Annotated in this window: 25 protein-coding genes; 10 read left to right on the top strand and 15 right to left on the bottom strand. The window is 62.4% G+C overall.

The genetic code is table 11. From position 1 onward, the window contains the following. Window positions 1–37 precede the first annotated feature (37 nt). From PVE73_RS20075 to PVE73_RS20030, 10 genes are all read left to right on the top strand, one after another. Window positions 38–988, top strand: a complete 951-nt coding sequence (locus PVE73_RS20075) for an ABC transporter permease (protein WP_277367524.1) — start codon at window positions 38–40, stop codon at window positions 986–988. Further along, window positions 985–1,842: an ABC transporter permease gene (locus tag PVE73_RS20070; RefSeq protein WP_277363938.1), complete on the top strand. Its 858-nt coding sequence runs from the start codon at window positions 985–987 to the stop codon at window positions 1,840–1,842. Before PVE73_RS20075 ends, PVE73_RS20070 begins: the two co-directional genes overlap by 4 nt. Continuing rightward, on the top strand, window positions 1,839–2,645 hold the full coding sequence (locus PVE73_RS20065; protein WP_277363937.1) for an ABC transporter ATP-binding protein: 807 nt from the start codon (window positions 1,839–1,841) through the stop codon (window positions 2,643–2,645). The genes PVE73_RS20070 and PVE73_RS20065 overlap by 4 nt, the downstream gene beginning before the upstream one ends. Beyond that, the gene (locus tag PVE73_RS20060) at window positions 2,642–3,388 is read left to right on the top strand and encodes an ABC transporter ATP-binding protein (RefSeq protein WP_277363936.1); all 747 of its coding nucleotides are present in this window, start codon (window positions 2,642–2,644) and stop codon (window positions 3,386–3,388) included. Before PVE73_RS20065 ends, PVE73_RS20060 begins: the two co-directional genes overlap by 4 nt. Window positions 3,389–3,509: 121 nt before the next feature. Next, window positions 3,510–4,229: a FadR/GntR family transcriptional regulator gene (locus tag PVE73_RS20055; protein WP_277363935.1), complete on the top strand. Its 720-nt coding sequence runs from the start codon at window positions 3,510–3,512 to the stop codon at window positions 4,227–4,229. Between the two features lie 60 nt (window positions 4,230–4,289). Next, window positions 4,290–5,264: a sialic acid TRAP transporter substrate-binding protein SiaP gene (locus PVE73_RS20050; protein ID WP_277363934.1), complete on the top strand. Its 975-nt coding sequence runs from the start codon at window positions 4,290–4,292 to the stop codon at window positions 5,262–5,264. Between the two features lie 72 nt (window positions 5,265–5,336). Next, a complete protein-coding gene (locus PVE73_RS20045) occupies window positions 5,337–5,909 on the top strand; it encodes a TRAP transporter small permease (RefSeq protein WP_277363933.1) in 573 nt (190 codons plus the stop codon). 2 nt (window positions 5,910–5,911) lie between these two features. Next, a complete protein-coding gene (locus PVE73_RS20040; protein ID WP_277363932.1) occupies window positions 5,912–7,318 on the top strand; it encodes a TRAP transporter large permease in 1,407 nt (468 codons plus the stop codon). Then, the gene (locus PVE73_RS20035; protein WP_277363931.1) at window positions 7,315–8,361 is read left to right on the top strand and encodes an L-idonate 5-dehydrogenase; all 1,047 of its coding nucleotides are present in this window, start codon (window positions 7,315–7,317) and stop codon (window positions 8,359–8,361) included. Before PVE73_RS20040 ends, PVE73_RS20035 begins: the two co-directional genes overlap by 4 nt. A 73-nt stretch (window positions 8,362–8,434) precedes the next feature. Continuing rightward, window positions 8,435–9,523, top strand: coding sequence for a glycosyltransferase (locus PVE73_RS20030; RefSeq protein WP_277363930.1), 1,089 nt, complete (start codon window positions 8,435–8,437; stop codon window positions 9,521–9,523). Here the strand turns inward: PVE73_RS20030 and PVE73_RS20025 are convergent. From PVE73_RS20025 to flhA, 15 genes are all read right to left on the bottom strand, one after another. Continuing rightward, on the bottom strand, window positions 9,468–10,616 hold the full coding sequence (locus PVE73_RS20025) for a glycosyltransferase (protein ID WP_277363929.1): 1,149 nt from the start codon (window positions 10,614–10,616) through the stop codon (window positions 9,468–9,470). The two genes, PVE73_RS20030 and PVE73_RS20025, sit on opposite strands and share 56 nt — an antisense overlap. 85 nt (window positions 10,617–10,701) lie before the next feature. Beyond that, entirely contained in the window at window positions 10,702–11,316 is a 615-nt protein-coding gene (locus PVE73_RS20020; protein ID WP_277363928.1) for an acetyltransferase, read from the bottom strand. After that, on the bottom strand, window positions 11,316–12,956 hold the full coding sequence (locus PVE73_RS20015; RefSeq protein ID WP_277363927.1) for a glycosyltransferase: 1,641 nt from the start codon (window positions 12,954–12,956) through the stop codon (window positions 11,316–11,318). The genes PVE73_RS20020 and PVE73_RS20015 overlap by 1 nt, the downstream gene beginning before the upstream one ends. After that, entirely contained in the window at window positions 12,947–15,241 is a 2,295-nt protein-coding gene (locus PVE73_RS20010) for a glycosyltransferase (protein ID WP_277363926.1), read from the bottom strand. Before PVE73_RS20010 ends, PVE73_RS20015 begins: the two co-directional genes overlap by 10 nt. Further along, window positions 15,238–15,990 (bottom strand): ABC transporter ATP-binding protein, encoded by a 753-nt coding sequence (locus tag PVE73_RS20005; protein WP_277363925.1) that lies wholly within the window; start codon window positions 15,988–15,990, stop codon window positions 15,238–15,240. The genes PVE73_RS20010 and PVE73_RS20005 overlap by 4 nt, the downstream gene beginning before the upstream one ends. After that, window positions 15,987–16,775 (bottom strand): ABC transporter permease, encoded by a 789-nt coding sequence (locus PVE73_RS20000; RefSeq protein WP_277363924.1) that lies wholly within the window; start codon window positions 16,773–16,775, stop codon window positions 15,987–15,989. The genes PVE73_RS20005 and PVE73_RS20000 overlap by 4 nt, the downstream gene beginning before the upstream one ends. Window positions 16,776–16,784: 9 nt before the next feature. Then, window positions 16,785–17,873: a DegT/DnrJ/EryC1/StrS family aminotransferase gene (locus tag PVE73_RS19995; protein WP_277363923.1), complete on the bottom strand. Its 1,089-nt coding sequence runs from the start codon at window positions 17,871–17,873 to the stop codon at window positions 16,785–16,787. A gap of 2 nt (window positions 17,874–17,875) precedes the next feature. Continuing rightward, entirely contained in the window at window positions 17,876–18,970 is a 1,095-nt protein-coding gene (gene gmd / locus PVE73_RS19990; protein WP_277363922.1) for a GDP-mannose 4,6-dehydratase, read from the bottom strand. A 21-nt stretch (window positions 18,971–18,991) separates the two neighbouring features. Beyond that, window positions 18,992–20,407, bottom strand: coding sequence for a mannose-1-phosphate guanylyltransferase/mannose-6-phosphate isomerase (locus tag PVE73_RS19985; RefSeq protein ID WP_277363921.1), 1,416 nt, complete (start codon window positions 20,405–20,407; stop codon window positions 18,992–18,994). 260 nt (window positions 20,408–20,667) lie between these two features. Continuing rightward, a complete protein-coding gene (locus PVE73_RS19980) occupies window positions 20,668–21,153 on the bottom strand; it encodes a hypothetical protein (RefSeq protein ID WP_277363920.1) in 486 nt (161 codons plus the stop codon). A 4-nt stretch (window positions 21,154–21,157) separates the two neighbouring features. Next, window positions 21,158–21,565: a hypothetical protein gene (locus PVE73_RS19975; protein WP_277363919.1), complete on the bottom strand. Its 408-nt coding sequence runs from the start codon at window positions 21,563–21,565 to the stop codon at window positions 21,158–21,160. Window positions 21,566–21,586: 21 nt separating this feature from the next. Further along, a complete protein-coding gene (locus PVE73_RS19970; protein ID WP_277363918.1) occupies window positions 21,587–22,135 on the bottom strand; it encodes a hypothetical protein in 549 nt (182 codons plus the stop codon). A 75-nt stretch (window positions 22,136–22,210) separates the two neighbouring features. Continuing rightward, window positions 22,211–22,600, bottom strand: coding sequence for a hypothetical protein (locus PVE73_RS19965; protein ID WP_277363917.1), 390 nt, complete (start codon window positions 22,598–22,600; stop codon window positions 22,211–22,213). 3 nt (window positions 22,601–22,603) lie between these two features. Then, window positions 22,604–23,350 (bottom strand): flagellar biosynthetic protein FliR, encoded by a 747-nt coding sequence (fliR, locus tag PVE73_RS19960; RefSeq protein ID WP_277363916.1) that lies wholly within the window; start codon window positions 23,348–23,350, stop codon window positions 22,604–22,606. Window positions 23,351–23,416: 66 nt separating this feature from the next. Further along, window positions 23,417–25,504, bottom strand: coding sequence for a flagellar biosynthesis protein FlhA (gene flhA / locus PVE73_RS19955; protein WP_277363915.1), 2,088 nt, complete (start codon window positions 25,502–25,504; stop codon window positions 23,417–23,419). Between the last annotated feature and the right edge of the window lie 17 nt (window positions 25,505–25,521).

Here is a 25,521-nt window from a genome sequence, read left to right as displayed (position 1 = left end):
AGGCGAGCCGCGGAAGGAGGTCGATATCCTCGCTTACATCCTGCGGCGGCTCGCCATCCTCCTCTTCTCGCTCCTGGCGGCCTGCATCGTCCTTTTCATCCTGCTGCGCCTGCTTCCGGGCGACCCCGCCAACGCGCTGGTCTCGGTCGGTGCCGATCCGGCGCAGATCGAGGCGGCGCGTCGGCAGGTCGGCTCCGATCTGCCTCTGGCACAGCAGTTCCTGCAGTTCATCCTGAGCCTGGCGCGCTTCGACCTGGGCACGTCCTTCGTCAGCCGCACGTCCGTGTTGCAGGAGATATTGGCGCGGCTGGCGGTCACCGTGCCGCTCACGCTGCTTTCCTTCACGCTCGCCTTCCTGATCGCGGTACCGCTCGGCATTCTTGCGGCGGTGAAGGCGGATCGCTGGTACGGAGCGGCGATCTCCGTCGTCTCGCAGCTCGGCATCGCCATCCCCGTCTTCTGGGTGGGCATTCTTCTCGTCACCTTTTTTGCCGTCAATCTCAGGCTCTTTCCCTCCGGCGGCTTCCCCCCGCAGGGTTGGGGCGCCCCCTTCGAGGCGTTGCGTGCGCTGTTCCTGCCGATCGTCACCATCGCCGCCGTCATGTCTGCCTCTTTGTTGCGTTACGTCCGCTCGGCCACGCAGGACGTGCTGGGCAGCGACTATCTGCGCACCGCACGGGCCCTGGGCTCCGGCTTTTCCGAAGCGCTGGTCCGCCACGGCATACGCAACGGCGCGGTGCCGGTGGTCTCGATCCTCGGCATCGAGCTTGCGACGACGCTGCTCGGCGCCGTCGTGGTCGAACGCGTCTTCGCGCTGCCGGGGCTCGGCTCCATGCTGCTTCTGGCGATCGAGCAGCGCGATTATCCGAACATCCAGGGCGTGCTCTTCATCTCGACGCTGCTCGTGCTTCTGATCGGCTTTTTCGCCGATCTCGCCCAACGCCTGATCGATCCGCGCCTGCGTGAGGCGAGGGGGAGGGAGCGATGACCGACCTTGCCGAGCCGCAGGCAATGCCGGCGCGCCGCACGCCGCGCTCGCTCACCCTTGGCGTCGGCCTGCTCCTGGTCGGCCTGCATGTGGCCGTGGCGCTCCTCACGCTTTTCTGGACGCCCTACGATCCCTCCGGCATGGCCGGCGGCCGGCTCGAAGCACCGTCCTGGGCGCACTGGGCGGGCACGGACCGGCTGGGACGCGACCTCTTCACCCAGATCATGATCGGTTCACGCATCGCGCTCACGGTGGGTGCCGGCGCCGTGGCGATTGCGGCGGCGATCGGCGTGACATTCGGCGTGCTCGCCGCCTTCGCCACGCGCTATCTCGACGATGCGCTGGCAGCGACCTTCGATATCCTCATTGCCTTCCCGACTCTGCTGCTCGCCATGCTCGTCGTGGCGGCCACCGGAAACGCGAGCCTTCTCTCCGCCATCCTGGCGCTCGGCATCGCGATCTCCGCGATCGTGGCACGGTTGACGCGAATCCTGGCAAAGCGCGTGCTCGCGATGGACTACATCACCGCCGCGCGCACGGCGGGCTCGTCCTGGCCGAGCATCGTCTTCCGTCATCTCCTGCCGAACATCTGGCCGACGCTCTCGGTCAACTTCGCGCTCCAGTTCGGGCTGGCGGTGATCGCGGAAGCCTCGCTCTCCTATCTCGGTCTCGGCGCACCACCGCCCAATGCGTCCTGGGGAAGGCTGCTGCAGGAGGCGCAGGGCACGGTCTACACCGCTCCCTTCGGCGCGATCGCGCCGGGCATCGCGCTGGTTTCGCTCGTCATCGGCATGAACCTTCTCGCCGACGGCCTGCGCGATGTCGGGGATCCGACGCGGAGGCGCTCGCGATGAGCCTTCTCGAGATCAAGGGCCTTACCTTGCGCACCGGCGGCCAGGCGCTCGTCTCGGACCTCTCGCTCTCCGTAGCGTCCGGCGCACGGATGGGGCTGATCGGGGAATCGGGCTCCGGCAAGTCGCTGACGGCCCTTGCAGCCATCGGCCTTCTTCCGCCGGACATCCGGGCGGAAGGTTCCGTCCTGCTGGACGGCAAGGAGGTCGTCGGCGCCCGCGAGGAGGATCTGGTGGCGCTGCGCGGTGCCGTTGCCGGAACGGTGTTCCAGGAGCCGCTGACCGCACTCGACCCGCTGATGAAGGTCGGGCGGCAGGTGGCCGAGCCGCTCGTACGCCGCTACCGCCGTGAGGGCGGGGCGCTCGACCGGAGGGCGGTGGATCGCGAGATGCGCGAGCTTCTGGAGCGGGTTTCCCTGCCCGATATCGCCCGCATCGCGAACGCCTATCCTTTCGAGATATCCGGCGGTCAGCGCCAGCGCGTGGCCATTGCGATGGCGCTTGCCTGCCGGCCCAAGCTGCTGATCGCAGACGAGCCGACGACGGCGCTCGACGTGACGACACAGGCCGAAATCCTCGAGCTCCTCTCGGATCTCGTGAACGAGAGCGGCATGGCGCTCCTGTTCATCAGCCATGACCTGCCCATCGTGGCGCAAATCGTCGAGGAGGTGACGGTGCTGCGCCGTGGCGAGGTGGTGGAGCGGGGGGCGGTCAGGTCCGTCTTCAGTTCGCCCGCGCACGAATATACGAGGACACTGGTGGCTGCTGCTGCCGCGTTTGACGAGGCGCTGGGAGGCGCGCGATGAGCCTGATTTCCGCGGATGCGGTCTCCTTCGGCTATTCGCGCCGGCAGCCGGTGCTGCACGATGTCTCGTTCGAGGTGCAGGCCGGTACGAATGTCGGGCTCGTCGGCGAGTCGGGCTCCGGGAAATCGACCATCCTGAAGCTCCTGCTCGGACTGGAGCGGCCGGGCTCCGGCGCGATCCGCTTCGGGGACGAGGTGCTGGACCTCGGCGACCGGGGGTTCATGCGCCGCTACCGCCGGGCCGTGCAGGCGGTGTTCCAGGACCCCTATTCCTCGCTCGATCCGCGCCAGAAGGTCGAGGCGATCATCGCAGAGCCGCTGCGCGCGCTCGGCATTCCGGGCCCACACCGTCGGGCGATCGAGACCGCGCTTTCCGATGTCGGTCTGCCGGCGGAAGCGATCTCACGCTATCCGCACGAGTTCTCCGGCGGCCAGCGCCAGCGCATCGCCATCGCGCGGGCGATCGTGGCGCGCCCTCAACTCATTCTGGCCGACGAAGCGGTGAGCGCGCTCGACCTTTCCACCCGCATCCGCATCGTCGACCTGCTCAAGACCCTCTCGAAATCCATGACGGTCCTGCTCGTCTCGCACGATCTGGCCGTGGTCGCGGCACTCTGCGAGGAGATCATCATCCTCGAACGGGGACGGATCGTGGAGAGCGGGAGGACGGCGGACATCCTCGCTCGCCCGCAGCACCCCTATACGCGGAAACTGCTCGCCAGCGTGCCGCGCATGCCGGCGTGAGGTGTTGCCTCCCCCTCCACCATCCCCCGTTGACTTGCATTCGATCTTGCGCCACTTTCCGATTGGCCAGACCAATTTACCGCTTTGGTTCGGCATCATCAGGGAGGAGAATGCGGCGACCATGCCGATCGAAGCGATCGTTCCGCGCAGGCTGTACCAGCAGGTTGCCGACCAGCTCCGTGAGCTGATCGAGAGCGGCGAATATGCCGTCGGCGATCGCCTGCCCACGGAACGCGAGCTTGCGGAGCGGATGGGCATTTCGCGCCCGACGATCCGTGAGGCGCTGATCGCTCTCGAGGTGCAGGGGCATGTGCGCATCCGTGTGGGCTCCGGAATCTATGTCACTGCATCGCGCGCCGACGAGAATTCGACCGAGAACGGCGAAGGGCCATTCGAGTTGCTGCGGGCGCGCGGGTTCATCGAGGCGGCGATCGCGGCGGAAGCCGCCCGGCGCGTGGATGCGGGCCATCTTGAACGGCTCGACGACGTGCTCAGGCGCATGGAGACGAGCAGACACCCGTCGGACGAGGTCGTCGACCTCGACCGCGAATTCCATATGGCCGTGGCGGAGATCCTCGGCAATGCGGTGCTCGTGCGGGTGGTGCGGGAACTCTTCGACGAGCGTATGAACCCCTATTTCCGCCGCCTCTCCAGCTATTTCGAGAACCGCGATTCCTGGGACGCCGCCTGGAAGGAGCATGGCGAGGTGCGCGACGCCATTGCCGCGCACGATCCCGAGCGCGCCAAGGCGGCCATGGAACGGCATTTGAGCCGCTCGCAATCCAGATTCTCACGCAATTTTGGTGAGAAAACCGCGGTCAAGGAGGTCGCGGAGGAGTGAAGCAGGGCCGGGAGGAGACCGGCCCACAATCAACGATTCCATCAGAAAGGGAGGAAAACCATGCTTTCGAAATGCACTGTCCTGCTCGGCGCCGCCGCCGCGCTCGCCATCTCGGTGGGCTCCGCCGCGGCCCAGACCGCACTCAAATGGGCGCATGTCTACGAAACCACGGAGCCGTTCCACACCGAATCGGTGTGGGCCGCGGAGGAGATCGAGAAACGCACCGACGGGCGCTATCACATAGACGTCTATCCGGCCTCGCAGCTTGGCAAGGAGTCCGACATCAACCAGGGCCTCACACTGGGCACGGTGGATATCATCATTTCCGGCTCGAGCTTCGCCGCGCGCGAATATCCGCCGATCGGCGTCACCTATTTCCCCTTCATCTTCCGTGACGCCGACCATCTGCTGGCCTACACGAAGTCCGACAAATACAAGGAGCTGACGGGCGGTTACGAAGAGGCCTCCGGCCACCACATCACCGCCACCACCTATTACGGCACCCGGCATACGACGTCGAACCGGCCGATCGAGAAATGCGCGGACATGCAGGGCCTGAAGATGCGCGTGCCTGATGTGCCCGCCTATCTCGCCATGCCGCGGGCCTGCGGCGCCAACACAGCGCCGATCGCCTTCGCCGAGGTCTATCTCGCCCTGCAGCAGGGGACGGTGGAAGCGCAGGAGAACCCGCTGACGACGATCGAGGCCAAGAAGTTCTACGAGGTGCAAAAGCATATCGTGCTCACCGGCCATATCGTCGACCACCTGAACACGATCGTCTCGCAGACGCGCTGGTCGCAGCTCTCCGACGAGGACAAGGCGATCTTCACGGAGGTGATGCAGGAGGCGGCGAAGCGGGCGACGGACAAGATCGTTGCGCGCGAGAAAGAACTGGTCGACGTGTTCAAGGAGCGCGGCCTCACCGTCACGGAAGTCGACAGGGCCGACTTCGAGAAGAACGTGATGGAAAAGGTGAGCTTCGAGGAATTCGGCTACCGCAAGGAGGACTGGGAGGCGATCCGCGCCGTCCAGTAAGTCGTCAAAGCTCGACAGGCCCGGCGCGCGGATGCGCCGGGCCTTCTCCTCCTTCGCGTCCGGAGCCAGCCAATGGATAAGGAAGTGCACACGCAAATCACCGCGGAAGAGCTCGCGCATGCCTTCGATGAGGAGGCGGCAGCAGCCGATCTCTCCCGCTTCGCCGTCGAGGACTGGGTGACGCTCGTGGTCTTCTGGGGCATGGCGGCCTGCGTGTTCCTGCAGTTCTTCACCCGCTACGTGCTGAACAACAGCTTCGCCTGGACGGAGGAGATCGCCATCAACTGCCTCGTCGTCGTGGTCTTCCTCGGCTCGGTGATGTGCACGCGCATGATGCGCCATATCCATGTGGACATCATCTACCGCTACCTGCCGCCGCGGGCCGGCCGCGCGATGGCGCTTCTGGTGAGCCTCATCACGATCGGCTTCTTCGCCTATATGTCGTGGCTTCTGTGGCGCTACACCGCCGTCGTCTATCGCGAGCGGATGGTGACAATCAACCTGCCGCGCAACATCGTCTTCTATTCGGTCTTCGCCGGTTTCGTGCTGATGACGCTGCGGCAGATCCAGGTCTTCGTGGCCGATCTGAGGCGCGGCTATTCCGTGCTCGAGCGCCCCGCCGAATTCGACGGCTACGGAGCCTGAGCATGCTGCTTCTGATCGGCTCCTTTCTCCTCCTCATGATCGTCGGTGTGCCCGTGGCCGTGTCCATGGCCGCTGCTTCGCTGCTTTATCTCGTCATTTACGGCGTGGCGCCCGACATCATCGCCGCGCAGCGCATGATCGCGGGTGTGGAAAGCTTTCCGTTGCTCGCCGTGCCCTTCTTCATCCTGGCGGGCAACCTGATGAACACCGCCGGCGTGACCGGCCGCATCTATACATTCGCGCTCGCCGTGGTGGGTTGGATGAAAGGCGGCCTGGCGCAGGTGAACATACTGGGCTCGGTGGTCTTCGCCGGCATGTCGGGTGCCGCCCTCGCGGACGCCGCCGGCATCGGCACGATCGAGATCAAGGCGATGAAGGACCACGGCTATCCCACGGAGGCGGCGGTCGGCGTGACCGCGGCATCCTCCACGCTCGGGCCGATCATGCCGCCCTCGCTGCCCTTCGTCATCTACGGGATGATGGCGAATGTCTCGATCGGCGCGCTCTTCATGGCGGGCATCCTGCCCGGGCTCGTGATGATGGCGCTGATGATGGGAACGGTCGCCTTCTTCGCCTACCGTCGCGGCTGGGGCTCCGACACGCCCTTCAGCCTGCGCCGGCTGGCGGCGGCTTCCGCCGAGGTTCTGGTCGTCGCCGCCTTCCCCGTGGCCGTCTACCTGCTCATCATGGCGGGGCTTTCGCCCAATGTCGCGGTGGGCATCGCGCTGGTCGCGCTGGTGCTGCTCGACTGGTATTTCGACTTCTCCGCCGTGATGGCGCTGATGACGCCCATCATCCTGATCGGCGGCATGACCATGGGCTGGTTCACGCCGACGGAGGCGGCCGTGGCCGCCGTGATCTGGTCGCTCTTCCTGGGGCTCGTGCGCTACCGCTCCATGACGCTTCGCTCGCTCGCCAAGGCGAGCTTCGAGACGATCGAGACGACTGCTTCCGTGCTCTTCATCGTCACGGCGGCCTCGATCTTCGCCTGGCTTCTGACGGTGAGCCAGGCGGCGCAGTATTTCTCCGATCTCGTCTTCTCGGTTACCGACAACAAGTGGGTGTTCCTGATCCTGGTGAATGTCCTGCTGCTCGGGATCGGCTGCTTCCTCGACACGATCGCCGCCATCACCATCATGGTGCCGATCCTGATGCCGATCATCGCCAAGTTCGACATCGACCCGGTGCATTTCGGCCTGGTGCTGACGCTGAACCTGATGATCGGACTGCTCACGCCGCCCGTGGGTGTGGTGATGTTCGTTCTCTCGCGCATCTCGAAACTGTCGGTCGAACGGACGGCCATGGCCATCCTGCCCTGGCTGGTGCCGCTGATCGCCGCGCTGCTGATCATCACCTTCGTTCCGGCCATATCGCTGTGGCTGCCGACACAACTGGGACTGATCCGATGATCACTGCCCTGGCGGCCACCCTTTACGGGCCCGAAGACCTGCGCATGAGCGAGCACCCGCTGGGGGCGCTGGCGCGCGGCATGGTGCGCGTGCGCTTCGGCGCGGGCGGAATCTGCGGCTCGGACATGCACTATTTCCGCCATGCCCGGACGGGGGATTTCGTGGTCACCGCGCCGCTGATCCTGGGCCACGAGATCGCCGGAGAGATCGCGGAGATCAGCGGCGAGACGCCGGGCCTGAAGGTCGGTGACCGCGTGGCGGTGAATCCCTCGCGCTGGTGCGGGCATTGCGCGCGCTGCCGCGAGGGGCGGCCCAATCTGTGCGAGAACATCTATTTCATGGGTTCGGCCTCCAAGACACCGCATATGCAGGGCGGTTTCGCCACGCTCTTCGACGCCATGCCGGCGCAATGCGTGAAGGTGCCGGAGCACGTGCCCTTCGCGGCGGCGGCGCTCGCCGAGCCGTTGGCGGTGAGCCTTCATGCGGTGGCACGGGCGGGCGATGTCGGCCGAGCGCATGTGGCGATCATCGGCGCGGGGCCGATCGGACTTCTCACCATGCTCGCGGCGAAGCTCGCTGGCGCCGGGGAAATCACGGTGATCGACATCGCCGCGGCCCCGCTCGAATTCGCCAGGACGCTCGGGGCGGACCGCACCATCGACGTCTCGGCGGGCGAGGATCTGCTCGCCGAGACTGCGCGCGAGCAGCCTTTCGACGTGGTCTTTGAAATCTCGGGAACGGGAGCCGGGCTCGACTCGGCCATCCGCACTGTCCGCCGGGGCGGCACGGTGGTGCAGGTCGGCAATCTGCCGGGCGGAAAGATCCCGGTGCCCGCAAATGCGGTGATGGCGAAGGAGATCGACCTGAAGGGCACCTTCCGTTTCGGCGAGGAATTCGGCCGGGCAGTCGACCTGATCTCAAGCGGCGAGGTGGATGTCGCGCGCCTCGTCACGGCCGAATGCCCGCTCGTCTCGGCGCCGGAGTCCTTCCGGCTTGCCCTCGACCGGAGCCGGAGCGTGAAGGTGGTGCTGACGGCGGAGTAAGCTTGCCCGTGCGGGCACTCCCGAATAGGACGGGCATTGCACGCGGAATTCCGCCGTCCGACAGGATCAGCCAGTGAAAGTTCTCCACGTCTTCAAGACCTATCTCCCTGACAGCTTCACCGGCATCGAGCGCGTCATCTGGGAGATCGCCGAGGGGCTGGCGCCTGAAGGGGTCGAGAGCTGCGTCCTTTCCCTGGGCGAACGGGTCGGCGCGGGGCGCTACCCGGTCGGCAGCCATTTCGGCTACCAGGCCAAGCGCGACCTCTATATGGCCTCGACCGGGCTTTCGCTCTCCGTCTTCAAGGCCTTTCGCGAGCTTTCGCGCACTGCCGACATCGTGCACTACCACTTTCCCTGGCCGATGGCGGATCTTCTTCATCTTCTGGAGAGGCCGGATCGCCCCACGGTGGTGACCTACCACTCGGACATCGTGCGCCAGCGGGTGCTGCGCCGTCTCTATGAGCCGATGATGCGGCGGTTCCTCGACGGCGTCGACCGCATCGTCGCGACCTCGCCCAACTACGCCGAGAGCAGCGCGGTGCTCCGGCGCTATCGGGACAAGACCTCCGTCATTCCCATCGGCTTGGCCGACGAGGAGGCTCCTTCTGTCGCATTGGTGGAGGAGTGGCGGCAGCGGATGGGTGAAGGCTTTTTCCTCTTCGTGGGCGCGCTGCGATACTATAAGGGCCTGCCCTTCCTCCTGGATGCGGCCGAGCGGACCGGCCTGCCCCTGGTGATCGCGGGAAAGGGCGCGATGGAGGCCGAAATCCGCGCGCGCAAGCTGCCGAACCTGCAACTCGTGGAGACGTTCTCCGATCGCGACAAGGCCGCTCTCCTCCATCTGTGCAGGGCATTCGTGTTCCCGTCCCATCTCCGCTCGGAAGCCTTCGGCGTGGCGCTGCTGGAGGCTGCGCGGGCGGGAAAGCCCATGATCTCCTGCGAGATCGGTACGGGCACCACCTATGTCAATCTGGACGGCGAGACTGGCCTGGCGGTCCCGCCGGCGGATGCCCAGGCGCTCGGTGAAGCCATGAGGAAGCTTGCCGGGGATCCGCAAGCCGTCGCGCGGATGGGGCAGGCCGCCCGCGCGCGCTATGAGCGCCTGTTCAAGGCGGAGGAGATGTGCCGGCAGTATCTCGGTCTTTACCGGACGCTTTCCTGAGCGCGTCCTCGATGACCTCGCGCATGGCCGAAACGAATGTCTCACGCGTGAAGCGGCGCGCGCGCGCCTCGCAGGCGGGGCGCATGGCGAGCGCGCGCTCCGGCGTCATCCTCCGCACCGCAGCGACGAGATCCTGGTCGCTGAAATCCGGCGGAAGCAGGATGCCCGTCTCCTCCGGCACGATGGTTTCCAGGAGCCCGCCCTCGGCCACGCCGATGACCGGCTTGCCGGCGGCCATGGATTCCACCGGCGACATGCCGAAATCCTCCTCGCGCGGCAGATAGATGGTGGCGGTCGCGTTGCCCACGAGATCGAGCAGCTCGTCGTCGTCCACCCAGCCGCGGAAGGTGATGTTGGGTGCGCCGGCCGCCCTCTGCTTCAGCGCTTCCAGGTCTTCGCCGCCGGAGGCCACCACCAGCTTCTTCTCCGGCATCCGCAGGAAGGCCTCCACGATCTTGTCCACCCGCTTGAGCGAGGAGAGGCGCGCGGTGGAAAGATAGTAGTCTCCCTGCCCGCGCCAGAGGAAACGGTCTGTATCGACGGGCGGGTAGACGATCACGCTGTCCCGCCCGAGATAGCGTTGGATGCGCGCGCGCGTGTTCTGCGAATTGGCGACGACCACGTCCATGCGCGCGACGGACCGGGTGTAGCCCCGCTCGAAGAGCCGGAGCAGCGCCGGCGCGAGGAGGCGGAGCGGCCCCGGCAGGCGGTTGCGGAAATGCTCGCGCTGGTCGTAGAGGAAGCGCGGTGGCGTATGGCAATAGAAGATATTGACGCCCCCGGCCTGGCGGTCAGGGGCGGCGAAGGGCGCGAAGGAGCCGCTGAAAATTCGGATGGAATAGTCGCGTACGACATTTTGGGCGCGAAAGAAGTGCCAGGCCAATGCCACTGTTCGAATGCTGGTTTGCCGCAGCATTGGCGGCAAGTTGAAGTCGATGGACGGACGGAACATGCTCTCGGGATAGCTCTCTTTCTCCCGAAAGCTGTAGACGATATCCGCTTCCAACGCCTCCGCAAGCGTCAGCGCCAGACGTTCGCCTCCGCCTCTAATGGCGAAATAATCGTGCACGACCACGGTTCGATGCTGGGCCAAGTCAACCTATCCCGGATGGGGAAATGAAACGCGTTGTTTGTCGAATAGCTATCAAGTTGCCGGTACGATGACGGTAGAAGCGGTTTCAAGACAGCTTCGCTGGTATGCCGACATATGTGCCGGCCCGCCCGATGTCACGGACAACGGTCGCACCTGCACCGACAATGACATCGTCGCAAATGGCAATCTTATCGATGACGGTAGCACCCGCACCAACTATCACATTGTTGCCTATGCGGCTGTTTCCCGCCACGGTAGCGTTTACGGAAACATGTGAAAAATCACCCACAACGCAGTCGTGCTCGATCACGGCTCCCGTGTTGACGATCACGCCCATTCCAATCCGGGCGAAGGGACCGACATGCGCATGCCGTCCCACGAAGGTTCCCGGGCCGATCTCCGCTTGCAGCCCAATCGAGGCGTCCGGCGAGACGATGGTGATCAATTTGCTCATGAGGTCGTCACTGACGGCTTTACGGATTCCGTTGTCTCCAATTGCAGGGAACATCGCCCAACCATCCTCGATCTGGCCGGGCAGGCCACGCAAAACGGGGAATTTCCCGAAAGCTTCCGCCTCCGCGGCGTTTGGATCGACAAAAATGAGGTTTTCGATGCCGATCTGCAGGGCGACGTCGGCGACGCTGCGGGCATGGCCCCCATAACCCAGAATGTAGAGGCCGCGCGGAATGTCCCCTGGCATTACGCAGACACCACCTTCTGGTGCGCAACGATGCGATCAAGGATCGCTATGTGCTCCGCCACGACGTCCTCCCACGTCCGCTTGGATAGCACATTGTCGTAGAATTTGCGCTGCATGGCATAGAGCGAATTTTTGTTTTCCAGCGCCCATTCGATCTTGTCGGCAACGGATCGCCAGTCATAGGGGTCGAACAGCGTCGCCGCCCGCAGGTCGGGATCCTTGATGACTTCCCTCGTAACCTCTATGTCGCTCATGACGACGGGCGTCCCCACGGAAACCGCCTCAGTGAAAGTAAAGGGCATGCCCCCCTCCGAGAGGGTGGGGTTCACGGCCAGATCGGCGAGTTTGTAAAGTGCGGCGAGCTGCGCTTCGCTCAGGCCATGAAGGAACAGAACATCACGCTCGAGCTTGTGATCCCGAATGAACCGCTTGATGTCAGGACTGTCGCCATGGCCCGTGAGTATCAGTTTGTGACCGATATACCGCCTGCGCAACAGAAATTCGTAAGCACGCAAAAGTGTGGTGACGTTTTTCGACGGCCTGAACTGGCTTGCATAGAACAGGAAATCGAATCGCACCTCGTCGAAGCGCTGTCCGCGGGATGGCCCGGTGGCATTGGAGAGTGCCTGTCTCGCTAGTTCCAGACATAGGCTGCGGGCAGCCGCATCATTATCCCCGAGACCCTGGACATCGACCCGGGAATTCAGGGAACTCGGCCCGTGTAGCACCACTTCAACCTGGTGGGACGGCACGCCGAGGGCTCTCATCATCACAGAGCGCTTGACGTGTTCGCTGTAGGTGACGAAAAGCTGACCGCCCTCCACCGTTTCTCGAATTCCATCCATCCGGCTCGTAGCGGCCAATCCTTCCGCGCCGAAGGCCACTGGAAATTGCAAAAAAACGAGATCGGGAAAACAGGCAAGCTTGGGAGCCCGCAACCGGTTGAAGCCAGGCCACAGAGAGGTCGGCGAATACCAGGCGGCAACAGCGCCAGCCTTGTTCGCCTTTTCCACCATTACCTCCACTTCGCGCTCTAGCATGCGGGTAAAGGCAAAGCGTTGAACGCCACCCTTTGGCAGCAAACGGCGTACCGGTTGAGCCAACCGCTGTCGAATCTGCAAGCGGCCAATACCCCGGTTAACAAGTTTCTGCATTGCGTTGGGGAAGCGGCGTGCAAGATGGATCAGGAAGGCGACCAGAATAACAGGCGAGGCAAGCAACAGAAGAAATGCCGAATAAAGAATGACTACTGCGAAAGAAATGGGATCGCGCGAGCCAACGATACGGTAGCTCAGCCAGCGCGCGTGCGCCCGCATCGCGTGAAGCAATCTGCTGGCCCAATGCAACCGGGGTCTTTTCACCACTCGCCGGGTAGCACGGCCAACCCATTGGTGCAGAGTGAGCAGCAAGGGTTGAGTTTCCGGCCCGACGAACTTTATGGCCGCCAGTGGAATGCCATGCTCGTCAAACAACTCCTGCAGCGGTTGGCGAAACCAGCTCGGAGTTGCAATTACCAAGTTGATGTCGCCCCGATGCGTAGCCCCCTTGACGAAGGCTGCCAGATAACGACCCAGCCCCTCCGCACGGAGGCTTACGGTGGGTGGATATGCAAGGAAAATGCCGTAGGTCTTCACAGCCATTCCCTCACTTCCGCCCAATATGCTCCGGCCAGCTTGGAAACATCTTGGCTGTCCAGGATTTCCTGCTCGGGCAATATCTCTCGCGCCCGGCTGAAATTCTCTTCCATCCATTTCAGCTTTTCGGCCATTTGCCCGATATCGGTCGGTTTGAACATCGTCAGGTTGAGCGCGAATTGCCGATCGATCTCCCGCATGGCCGGATAATCGCTCGAAAGGGAAGGGACACCGAGATAGGCGGCTTCGATCACACTGAAAGTCCCGTTGTCGATAAGTCCGGGATGCCAGAGAAAGGCACTTTGGGCCAAAAGCGATTGATAGCGCTTGTCCGGGAGTTCACCCAGGAACTTCACCTTCGCCGAGAGGTTGGGATCCCCTCTGTAAACCTTTCTGGCCTCTTTCAGATGTTTGACGTCTTTTTGAAGTAGGCGCTCACTGTCGACGCCGGTGACGTAGCAGTGCAACCCCCCATTCAACTCCCCATAATAGATCGATAGCGCCTGTAAGGCGCGCTCGTGATTCTTGTGAGGGGCGACATTGGTAGTCCATAAGAAATAGTCGGGGGCGCTTTTCTTTCCGAGTTGCGAGGATTTCTTGAAGCGGGGAGCCAACATTGGCATCTTGGTTACACGATCCGGATTCACGCCAGCATATTGGATGGTATCCTTGCGTGAGAACTCCGTCGTTACAAGAATATGATCCGCATCCAGTGCGGCGTTAAGAAAGGGCCAATCCCGATAGCTTTCCATTATGTCGATGTAGCGTTGTATGTAGTCGTATATGATGTGGACACGCGGGCGCATAGGCAATATTGGGCAATCAACGCGATCCGATACTATGACCCAGACATCGCAATCGAGCAGGTGATTGATTCCGTCATCCGGAACCTGATATTTGTTCCACTTCGGCTTCCACCCGTCGTGCTGTGCCAGTTTCATTGCGTCTCGGGCATGGCTGGCATCAACTTCCTGCCACTGGAAAGGGCGCAGTTGAATGCTCGGTGCCAGATCATCGAACTCTCTTTCGGAATAAATTCCCGGCTCCTCCAGATGAGCAAGGACGATCTGTGCCTCCTCTCCATACTGTCGGCTGCCGAGGAGCAGCGCCTCGGCCACGAGCTTGGCGGCGCGCATGCTGCCGCCTCGATACCCGAGGGGTACGATGACGGCGACCTTCTTCCTTCGCCTGGCATGTTCCGCCGCCAGCAAGCGCTGTTCGTCCAGATTGGCGAGAATGCGGTGCAATCCTTCATGCCAGTACGGTTCCAGATGCGCCGGCGCCATCGCATCCAGAAGCACAGTCTGGCTCTCGCGTATTGAATCGATCAGCCGCCTGTCGCCCCGAAGTATGCGTTCAATCTTCGTTCGGGCTTCGGCAGTGGTCTTTGCCTGGCCGGGAAGCGGCCGGCCGGCAAGCTTCTCGAGCACACCGCCGGCCATGAAGACGAGCGGCATTCCCGTCCGCACTGCCTCGAAAGGATGGTAGTGAACGTGCCGAGGCTCCGAAGAGTGATAAAACATCACCTTCAGCTCGCGCATATACCTTTTGAATTCTTCAGCGGGAAGAAAGCCGGTTACATCAGAATCTTTTACAGGTATAAGCTGTGCGCCTCCGATAATATATGGGATTTTTTTAAAGTCCCGCAAAAATCTCTTGTATATGTTGTGATAATATGGATTGAATTCTATATCTGGACAAATGAACATTAAGCGGTTGTCCGTGCCGACCCATTTGTCCGTTGGGGCAGGGGCGGCAAGCCCCAGAGGTAAATATACGGAGCGGCGCCCGAGCCACGTGCCTTCGTTTGCACCTATGCCTCTATAGGCTTCCGCCAGCCAAAGTCTATGGCGTGCCTGGCTGAGCGCTCCATGTGCACCGGCGTGCAGCTCAAGGAGCTTGTTGTACGAGGACAAGGTCGTACTCACCAAACCAAATGCACGCAGGAGCATTGCGCCATGGAAGCTGGCGGCCATGCGCTCCACGGCGTCCAGATTGTGAAGCGTGAAAAAAGCCAGATCGAAGTGGCGGTTGGCGATCTCCCAGATATCGCGCGGCACCGGCGCGTACCAATTGGTCGCGTTGAGCTTCTCCAGGTCGGACGAAGGGATTGTGAGGTTCCGGTCTTCGGAACGGTCGACGTCGGCGGAGCGGAAATTGTGGTCCTGAGGAAAACTCTTGGGCAGGAATATCTCCTGGAAACCCACGCGTTTCAGCATCGGGATTTCGAACTCGCGAGCTGCCTTGTGGTTGAGCAGCCACATAACACGGCGGGGCCGGCCTCCGCTCATGCGGCAACTCCATTGATGCGGCGATAGGTGGTGACGGCTTCATCGATCGGGCCGTCGAAGGCGAGGCCGCCGTGATGAAGCACGACACCGCGTTTGCAGAGCGATTTCAGCGTGCCGAGATCGTGCGAGGCGAGAACAAGGATTTCCGCGTTGTCGACAAGCTCCATGATGCGCTTCTTGGCTTTCACCATGAAGTTCGCGTCGCCCGCGCCGACGACCTCATCGAGCAGAAGTATGTCGCCTCCGATCGCGGTCGATATGGCGAAGGCCAGCCTGATCTGCATTCCGGCTGAATAGGTCTTGATGGGATAGTCGATGAATTCACCGATCTCTGCGAACGCCACGATCTGCTCCTCGATGGAACGCATGAATTTCGGCGTGAGGCCAAGCAGAAGTCCGCGATAGAGAATGTTCTCCCGGCCCGTTGCGTCCGGCTCGAAACCTAGGCTGAGATCGAAGAGAGACCGCACGACGCCCCTCACGTCTCGGGATCCAGACGAGATGGGATATAGCCCGGCAACCATCTTGAGGAACGTGCTCTTGCCCGCTCCGTTGTGGCCGAGCAGGCCGACCCTCTCCCCTTCCATTATCTCAAGGCTGATGTCCTTCAACGCATGGATGTCCACAATCTCCTTTTTCTGGCGCCGGAAATGCAGCGCGGAGGCAAGAATAGTCTTCAGGGACGATTCGTGAAACGCCGTGGAGGCGTAATGCAAATTGACCCTGTGAAGCCGAATTGCGTTCTTCATAGATAGAAGATCACCTTCTTTTCCGCGCGCCGTCCAATGATTATGGCAAGCGCTGCGATTACCAGCGCCGTGGCGATGCACCACCCATAGTTGAGGAGCGTCGGCCATTCTCCCCGCAACAGGGGCGCCCTGACGATCTCGAGCAGATGGTAGATGGGATTGTAATCGAGTAGGATATGCAGATCGCCACGCCGGAAGACGCTTTCCTCGAAATAGATCGGCGACACGAACCACATTGCCTGCATAGCCAGGCCAAGCGCGTGCGGCAAATCTCGGAAACGCGTTCCAATATAAGCCATTAGGGTAGCCCACGGCCAGGCGATCATCGCCAATATCGGGAAGATCGTCAGCGCGGCCAGCCAACTCCACGAGAGATTTTGCGGAAACGCGGCAAGCACCCAGACAATAAGCGCCGTGCCGGCCAGCGCAAAAATGAAAAGTCCCGCCACGACGTTACGCAATGTGTATATGGCCAGTGGGTGCCTGGTTTGCTTGATGTAGGCGTCCGCCTGGACGAAAGCCAAGGCACCGCCGACGACGGTCGAAATGACATAGTCCCAGACAAGCATTCCCGAAAGTATATATGGGGCATAAGCGCCAAGCGAACTACCGAATATATTGCTAAAGACCAGTGATATGAGAAGTGTCAGGCCTAGCGGCTGCAGGATCGACCAGAAGACACCGAAAAAGGAACGTCTCCAGCGCGCACGAAGATCGGACATCGCCAGATGCCACCAAAAGTAGCGCGCTGCCCACACGCCGTTTATGTAGTCGAGCGGATTCATACCGGGTTTCTATCGGTAGAAGGATGCGATGGCTTCGCTGATGCGCTCGATCTCTTCAGAGGTCAAGTCAGGATAGCTAGGTAAGTTGATCCCACGATCACTTATGCTTTCCGCCACTGGCAGGCTGATGTTTGCTCGACAATGCGGCATGAGGTGAGCAGGAGGGAAGAATGGCCTAGTCTCGATCCCATGTCCTGCAAGGTGCTCGCGGAGCGGATCGCGACGGGACGGATCATCGACAAGGATGGAGCACATCCAGAAGGAATGTTCTACAGGCCCGACCGGATCATGCATCCTCAAAGGCAGGCCGACAAGTGCCCCCCGGTAGCTTTCGGCAATCGCTTTCTTGCGCTCAAGAATGCTTTCGGCGATCTCAAGTTGCGCGAGCCCAATCGCCGCTTGGATATTCGTCATTCGATAATTATAAGCTAGCGTGTCATGCCAATATTCGCGCGTTTTGGAGACCCCTTGGCTTTTTAGATGTCGGCAACGTTCCATCACGATCGGATCCTTGGCCAGAACCATGCCCCCCTCACCTGTGGTGACGGTTTTGTTGCCAAAGAAGCTGAATGTCGCCGCATCACCGAAAGTGCCCACGTGCTGCTCCTTCCAGAGGGTGCCGACGGCTTCGGCACAGTCTTCGATCAAAAGAAGACCGTGCTCCTCGCACAGGCCGACAATGGCATCCATCGCGCAGGGATGACCGTAGAGATGCACGGCCATCACGGCTCTCGTGCGCGGCGTGATGGCTTTATGGGCGGCTTGCGGATCCAACTGTAGTGTGGTTTCGAGCGAATCGACGAAGATCGGCGTGGCGCCTGCCTGGAGTATCGTGTTGACGGAGGCGATATATGTTAAGCTCGGCACGATTACTTCGTCACCTGGTCCGATGCCGAGAGCGACGAGGGCAAGGTGGAGCGCTACCGTTCCATTCGCTACAGATGTTGCCTCAGCCGCACCGACATACTCCGCGAACCCACTCTCGAACTTAGAAATAAATTCTCCTCTTGAGGAAATCCATCCCGACGACAGGCATTCATTGACATAGGCAGTGACGTTGCCTGTTAGCCGCGGTCGATAAACAGGAATGCTCGCCATCGTCATTCTTTCGGAGCGTATGAATGATAACCCTGCTTCATCAAAAGCGCATCGCGCTCTGCCGCCCGCAGGTCCTCGCGAACCATTTCCTTGACCAGTTCAATGAATGATATCTTAGGCTCCCATCCTAGTTTTTCCTTGGCTTTGCGTGCGTCGCCCAGGAGCGTCTCGACTTCCGCTGGCCTGAAATAACGGGGATCCACTTCTACGACAAGAGTGCCTGTCTTGGCATCATAACCCTTTTCGTCGACTCCTTCACCCTCCCAGCGAATGTCGATACCGAGTTCAGCCGCCGCGATCGTCACGAACTCGCGCACGGAGTGTTGCTCTCCAGTTGCGATCACAAAATCTTCAGGGGCCTCCTGCTGTAACATCAACCACTGCATTTCAACATAGTCGCGAGCGTGGCCCCAATCACGCCGTGCATTAAGGTTGCCGAGGAATAGTCGCCGCTGCATTCCAAGTTTAATTCGAGATAGCGCACGCGTGATCTTGCGTGTTACAAAGGTTTCGCCGCGTATCGGGGATTCGTGATTAAATAGAATTCCATTGCAGGCATATATGCCGTAAGATTCCCGATAGTTTATCGTAATCCAATACGAATACAGCTTGGCTACGGCATAAGGGGAGCGAGGATAAAATGGCGTCACTTCAGTCTGTGGTGTTTCCTGAACCAGTCCATACAATTCAGATGTCGAGGCTTGATAATAGCGCGTGCGGTCAACCATGCCCAGAATTCTGATGGCTTCGAGAATGCGCAATGCGCCCAGCGCATCTGAATTTGCAGTATACTCAGGCTCCTCGAAGGAAACCGCTACGTGACTCTGAGCGGCCAAGTTGTAAATTTCGTCTGGTTGAACCAATTGTATAACGCGCATGAGACTCGACGAATCTGTCAAGTCGCCGTGGTGAAGTGTAAGGTCGACCCCACTCTCATGCGGGTCATGATACAAATGATCGATGCGGTCCGTATTGAACAGTGAAGAGCGCCTCTTAACGCCGTGCACGGAGTATCCTTTCGCCAGCAGAAGTTCTGCTAGATAGGCCCCGTCCTGTCCCGTAATTCCGGTAATCAGCGCAACTTTCTTCTTTGGCACGTCCGAATCCTTCTTCGTCTGCTACGCTCGGCCGTAGACGTCATCGAACCGCACGATGTCGTCCTCTCCCAGATATTCGCCGCTCTGCACCTCGATGAGGACGAGGGGCAGGATGCCTGGATTCTCCAGGCGGTGCTTGTGGCCGCAGGGGATGTAGGTGGATTCGTTTGTGGAAAGGAGGATCTCCCGCTCGCCGTTCACTACTTTTGCGGTACCGGAAACCACGACCCAGTGCTCCGAACGGTGATGGTGGGCCTGCAGGCTGAGCCTCGCGCCGGGCTTCACCTCGATGCGCTTGATCTTGAAGCGGTCGCCTTCCTCGAGCACCGTATAGGTGCCCCACGGGCGATGGGCGGTGCGGTGCAGCTTGGCCGCCTCGTGGCCCTGGGCCTTCAGGCAGCTGAACAGATGCTTGACGTCCTGCGCCTTGTCCTTGTGCGCGACGAGAAGCGCGTCCGCCGTGTCGATGACGAGCAGGTCGGAAACGCCCACCAGCCCGACCAGCCGGTCCTGCGCCTGGACGAAGCAGCCCTCCACGTCCTGGAACACCGTTTCCCCGGCCGAGCGGTTGCCTTGCTCATCGGCGGGGTAGACATCCGCCAGCGCGGCCCAGGAGCCGATGTCGGACCATCCGCATTCGACGGGCACGCAGGCGACGTTCTCCGCCTTTTCCATGACCGCGTAGTCGAAGGAGATGGCCGGCGTCGCCGCGAAGGCTTCCGGGTCCACCTCGAACGCCGTGCGGCGGTCGGATTCGCTTCTGCGCGCGGCTTCATAGGCGGTCGTCGCGCCCGCAAGCACGTCGGGGCAGTGGGCTTCCATGGCCTGCAGCATCGTCCCGGCGGCGAAGAGGAACATGCCGGAGTTCCACAGGAACCGGCCGCTGGCCACATACTCTTTCGCCCGCTCGAGGTCGGGCTTCTCGACGAAGCGAAGGACGTTGCCGTCCTCGGCCTCGATATAGCCGTAGCCGGTCTCGGGACCCTCCGGCACGATCCCGAAGGTCACGATGCGACCGCCCGTGGCGATCTGCTCCGCCTTCGCCACCGCGGCGGCGAAGGCCGCCTCGTCACCGATGAGGTGGTCGGAAGGCAGGATCAGCAGCTTGGCGTCGGGGCCGTTCTCGGCGGCGGCATGGACCGTGGCGAGCGCCACCGCCGCGGCCGTGTCGCGGCCGAAGGGCTCCAGAAGGAAGGTGTTCGCCACTTCGGGCGCAGCCGCCTCCGCATAGGCGTCCGAGGTCAGGAACAGAAGCTCGCGATTGGTGACCGTGATGGCGGATCGCACCCCGCCGAGCCGCGCCGCCCGCGAATAGGTGCGCCCGATGAGCGTGCTCCCGTCCGGAAGCTCGATGAAGGGTTTCGGATGCATCTCGCGCGACAATGGCCAAAGCCGCGAGCCGGCTCCGCCGCTGATGATTGCGGGAATGATTGTCATTGAGTGAGACAACGCCTTTCCGATGGTCGACCAGATCTCGTCACCATGGGTGAAGATCGAGTGGGCGACAAAAGCCCCAGGCCGTTCGTCCTGTCAACCCTGCTTCAGCAGCGGCATAATGCCATTTATGCCGGTCGTACCTGGGGGAAATCCGCCCCGGCCAATCTGACCGTCCTATCCAATACCGCCCGAAGGCTGCTTTTCAAGACCAAACAGCCGCGCTGCCGGTCGGAAGGTGACTTCGCTTACAGGACTGGTCCTCACGGCTCCGGGCCGAGGCGTCGGCGGATGGCGTTGTCGCGGATGTCGGCCTTTGAGAGATAGTCGATCTGCTCGACCAGCACCTCGTGCACGAGCTTGTCGCCCACACGTGCATTGATGCTGTCGCGGATTCCGCCGCGCAGCGCGTCGAGATCGACGTGTTCCTTGTCGGAGAAGTCGATCTGGGGATTGCCGTAGAGATAGGAGTGAAGCTGGTCGAGCAGGAGGAGGTTCGCCGGCAGGGAGAGCGCCTTCATCTTGGCTGGCTCGACCGTGTAGACGAGACGCGCCAGGAAATAGCCGTCCACCCGGCCGTTCTTCACGACGGGCACCGACATCACGCCGGTGCGCACATAATCGAGCCCGCCGAAGAAGGGCGGTGCGGGCTCCGCATTGCCGCGCGCCTGCGACATCTGGAAGGAATAGAGCACGGCGCCGAGCGTGGCGGCACTGATCCAGATGGCGGCCAGGACGAATTTGAACATCGGCCTATCGCTGCCCGAACTCGTGCATGGAATAGGTGCCGTCGGCCTGCGCGCGCTCGATCACGTTCTGCAAAAGAGATGCGATCTCGCCCACCGCGCTCAGATGAGCCCGGATCGTTGCCTCGTTGATGGCCAGCTTGGCCCGCAGCCGGGTCATCGCCGCACGGTGCTCGGGATCGAGGTCGCTCTCCTTCATTCCCTTGAGCGCCTTGGTCAATTCGTGGAGGTGGCGGCCCTTGCGCGCGTTCGACGCCTTGATGTCGAAACGGGGATCCGCGCGCAGCGACGCCGTCTCGGTCTCGATGCAGTCCTCGATCCGAACCATCAGGCTGAGCAGGCTGGAGCCTCGTCCGTCCGATGGGATCGCGTCCGCGGCCGGACCGGGACCAGGCTTGGTGATCAGATCTTGCATGGGCGGTTTCCGCATCTCCTGCTACTCTCCATTCTCCGGGGACGGTGCCCCGCCGGCCAGAGGTTTTGCCGCCTGGCGCTCGATCTCCTCGACCAGCGCTGTAGAGAGGGCCGCCTGCTCCGCGGCCTCCGCGGCTTGCCGGCCGAAGGAAACTCCGGCGACGGGAATCTTCGTTCCGTCCTCGAGGTAATGATCGCCCAGCACGCGCCCGGCGATGCCGATGCCGCCGCGCCTGGCGAAGACCTCGCCCAGCTGACCGGCCAGCAGGCCGCGCCACATCTCGCCGGAAAGCCCTTCGCCATAGGCGGTGCCGGCATCCTTGGGCAGCATTGTCTGGAAGAAGCTTTCCAGCACCATCGCCTCGAACTTCACGAAGGCATCGGGCTGATCCGCAGCGGCAGGGAGCCTTTGCCCGGCATGGGCGGAGGCCTCGACTGCCGTGTGGTGGTCGAATGCGCCATTGCCGGCGCCGGCGATGGCGCGCAGGCGCACCTGGGCCGCCTGCACCTTTTCCGGGCTGGCCGCGCGGGCCACTTCGAGAAGGATGTCGCCTGGAGGTGAAATCGCCACGACCGATGATCCGTTTCAACAAAGCCAATATGGCAGGGGAAGCTTGCGGCAGACTTGCCTGAGCATTTTGCAGGTCTATTGGGAGCCGTCAGGCTTCGGCATGCGTTCGATGATCTCGAGCACGGCGCGTTCCTCCGCGTTCCGCTCATGTCGCTGCTGCGCGGTGCGATGCGCGCGCTTCACTATGTCGGCGCGGGCGCTGGCCGCGGCGACCTTCTCCATCTCCGCCCGGGCTTCCTCCTGATGCGCATCGCGCCTGGCGAACGCCCTGCCGATCCGCTCGTGCCAGAGGCCGGGAAAGAGGGAGGAGACGCTGTCGGGGGCCGCGAGGCTTTCCATGAGGGTCTTCGCCTCTTCCTGGGCGTCGGCAGCCTGCTTGAGACCGGCGGCATGGCGCGCCTCGTGCAGTCCCTTGATCCGCTGCTGCAGGATGAGGAGTTTCGCCAGCCGGTGCCGCCTGTCCATTGCTCACCTTCCGATCGTTGTGGGGAAGAAGCCGTCGGCAAAGAGCGCGAGCAGAGAGCCGATGCCGAAATAGAGAAGCACAAGTCCGCCCGCGATGACGAAGGGCAGCGAGATGAAATAGATGGGAATCTGCGGCGTGAGCTTGTTGATGAAGCCGAAGGCGAGATTGATCAGGATGGCATAGGCGATGAAGGGGCTGCCAAGCCGGATCATCACGAAGAAGGATTGCGAGAGCGTGTCCGACAGGTCGATGAGTGCCGACTGCGCATCGAACAGGGCATCCATGGGCGCGAGGCGGTAGGAGGTCACCAGGGCCTGGATGACCCCATGATGGAAATCGAGCACGAAGAGCAGCATCAGCGCCGAAAAGGAGATGATGGCCGCCACCGCTGGCTGCGGCTCGTTCTCTTCGATGGCAATGCCGCCACCGGCCATGCCGAAGCCGATCATCATGGCGATGGCCGAGCCCATGAACTGGAGCGCGAGCACGTAGAAGCGCGCGACGAGCCCGATCAGTGCGCCGATCAGAAGCTCCGAGACGATGACCAGGAAGAGCCTGTCTGGCCGGTCTCCTGCATGGGGCGCGATGGTGTCCCACAAATGCGCGAGGAGGGCGAGCGAGGCGCCGACGGCCACGAAGAGCCTCACCTGCATGGGCACGCGGGCGCTGCCGAGCGCCGGCATCAGCATGAAACAGGCGCCGACCCGGCAGAAGGCGAGGAAGGCGGCGATGACGGCCGTCTCAATCATGGCCGCGCGGTGCGGACGTGGCGATGGTATGGGGCAGAGGGGGTGCGCAGCGGCTCGGCATGTCCGTCAGGAAATCGCCCCCAGCACCTTGATCTCCACGCCCTTGGCGATCTCGACATGGCTCAGCACCGGGAGCGTCGGGAACAGGCGCTCGATGATCATGCGCACATAGGGCCGCGCCTCGGGCGCGGTGACGAGCACGAAACGCTCGCCGGCATCGATCTGGGTGCGGATCGCCTTCGCCGCCTCCTGGCCGAATTCCTCGAGCTGGCGCGGATCGATGTCGAACTCGCGCACCTCGCCCTTGGGGTCGCGCTTCAGCGCCTGGTGGAAGGCAAGATCCCAACGGTTGCCGAGCCTGAGCACCTTCAGCGCGCCCGCATCGCTGAGATCGCCGCAGATCTGCTGTGCCATGCGGATGCGCACATGCTCGACGATTTGCTCCGTGCGGCGCACATGCGGCGCGATCTCGGCGATGGCTTCGATGATGAGATGCAGGTTGCGGATCGAAACGCGCTCGGCCAGGAGCAGCTTCAGGACCGCCTGCAGGCCGGGATAGGTGATGTGGGAAGAGCAGATCTCGTCGGCGAGCTTGCGGTATTCCGGGTCGAGCCGGTCGATCAGCGCCTTCATGTCCTTGTAGGAGAGAAGTTGCGGCAGGTTGTTGCGGATGACCTCCGAAAGATGGGTGAGCAGCACCGACATGTTGTCTGCATAGGAGAGCTGCTCGTTCTTCAGGTCCTCCGCGAACATCTCCGGCACCGAATAGGCGCGCATGCCGAAGGCGGGCTCCTTCACCTCCTCGCCGGGAATTTCGGGTGCGGGCCTGCCGCCGAGCAGCACCATGAGCTCGCCCACGCGGAGCTGGTATTCGGCGACCACGGTTCCGTGTACCTTGATCCGGTAGCTCTTGGGCGGGATGGAAAAATCGTCGGAGAGGCGGACTTCCGGCACCACGAAGCCGTACTGGGTGGCGAACTTCTTGCGCATCTTGTTCATGCGGAAGGCGAGTTCCTGGTGCGAGGCGATGAGCCGCGTCGAGAGTTGCTTGCCGATGAGCAGCTCGATCTCGGCCGTCTTGAGCGAGGCCTTGACGGAGTTCTGCTCCTCCTCGGACGCGGCGAGCTGTTCCTGGCGTTCGGCTTCCACGGCGGCGTCGGCGCGCTGCTTCTCCCGCCTGGGCAGCACATAGCCGAGCCCGGCCATGACGCCGCCGAGCGCCAGGAAGGGCAAGGCGGGAAGCCCGGGGACGAGCGCCAGCACGCCGAGCAGCATCGCGGCCACGAAGAGCGCGCGCGGATAGGCGCTGAGCTGGCCGAAGACGGCCTGGTCCGCCGAGCCGCGCGTGCCGCCCTTGGAGACGAGGAGACCCGCGGCAAGCGACACGATGAGCGCCGGGATCTGCGAGACGAGGCCGTCGCCCACGGAAAGCTTGGTGAAGATGTCGGCGGATTCGCCCAGATCCATGCCGTGGCGGGCGTAACCTATGGCGATGCCGCCCACGATGTTGATGGCGGTGATGATGAGGCCGGCGATCGCGTCGCCGCGCACGAATTTCGAGGCGCCGTCCATGGCGCCGAAGAAGGCGCTCTCCTCCTCCAGCTCGCGCCGGCGCCGCTGCGCCTCCTTCTCGTCGATGATGCCGGCCGAGACGTCGGCGTCGATGGACATCTGTTTGCCGGGAATGGCGTCGAGCGTGAAGCGCGCGCCCACCTCGGCGATGCGGGTGGAGCCCTTGGTGATGACGACGAAATTCACCACGATCAGGATGAGGAAGACGATCAGGCCGATGACGAAATCGCCGCTCATCACCAGCTTGGAGAAGCCGCCGATCACATAGCCGGCCGCGTTCGTGCCCTCGTGCCCCTCGGACAGGATCATGCGCGTCGTCGCGATATTGAGCGAAAGGCGCAGCATGGTGGAGATGAGGAGAATGGTGGGGAAGGACGAGAAGTCGAGCGGCCGCGGGATCCAGAGCGCCACCATCAGGATGAGCACCGAGAAGGCGATCGAGAAGGCGAGCCCGACATCGATGAGGAAGGCCGGTACGGGCAGAAACAGGATCGAGAGGATGATGACGATGCCGACCGCGAAGCCCACATCGCGGCCGTGTTTTCCCCTCTCCGGGACGAGAACGCCTTCGCTCGATGCCATGTCACGCCTCCATGGAA

This window comes from Chelativorans sp. AA-79 (genome assembly GCF_029457495.1).
GTDB lineage: Bacteria > Pseudomonadota > Alphaproteobacteria > Rhizobiales > Rhizobiaceae > Chelativorans.
Note: the sequence above shows the minus strand (reverse complement) of the source record. Positions and strands in the feature narration are given on the sequence as shown.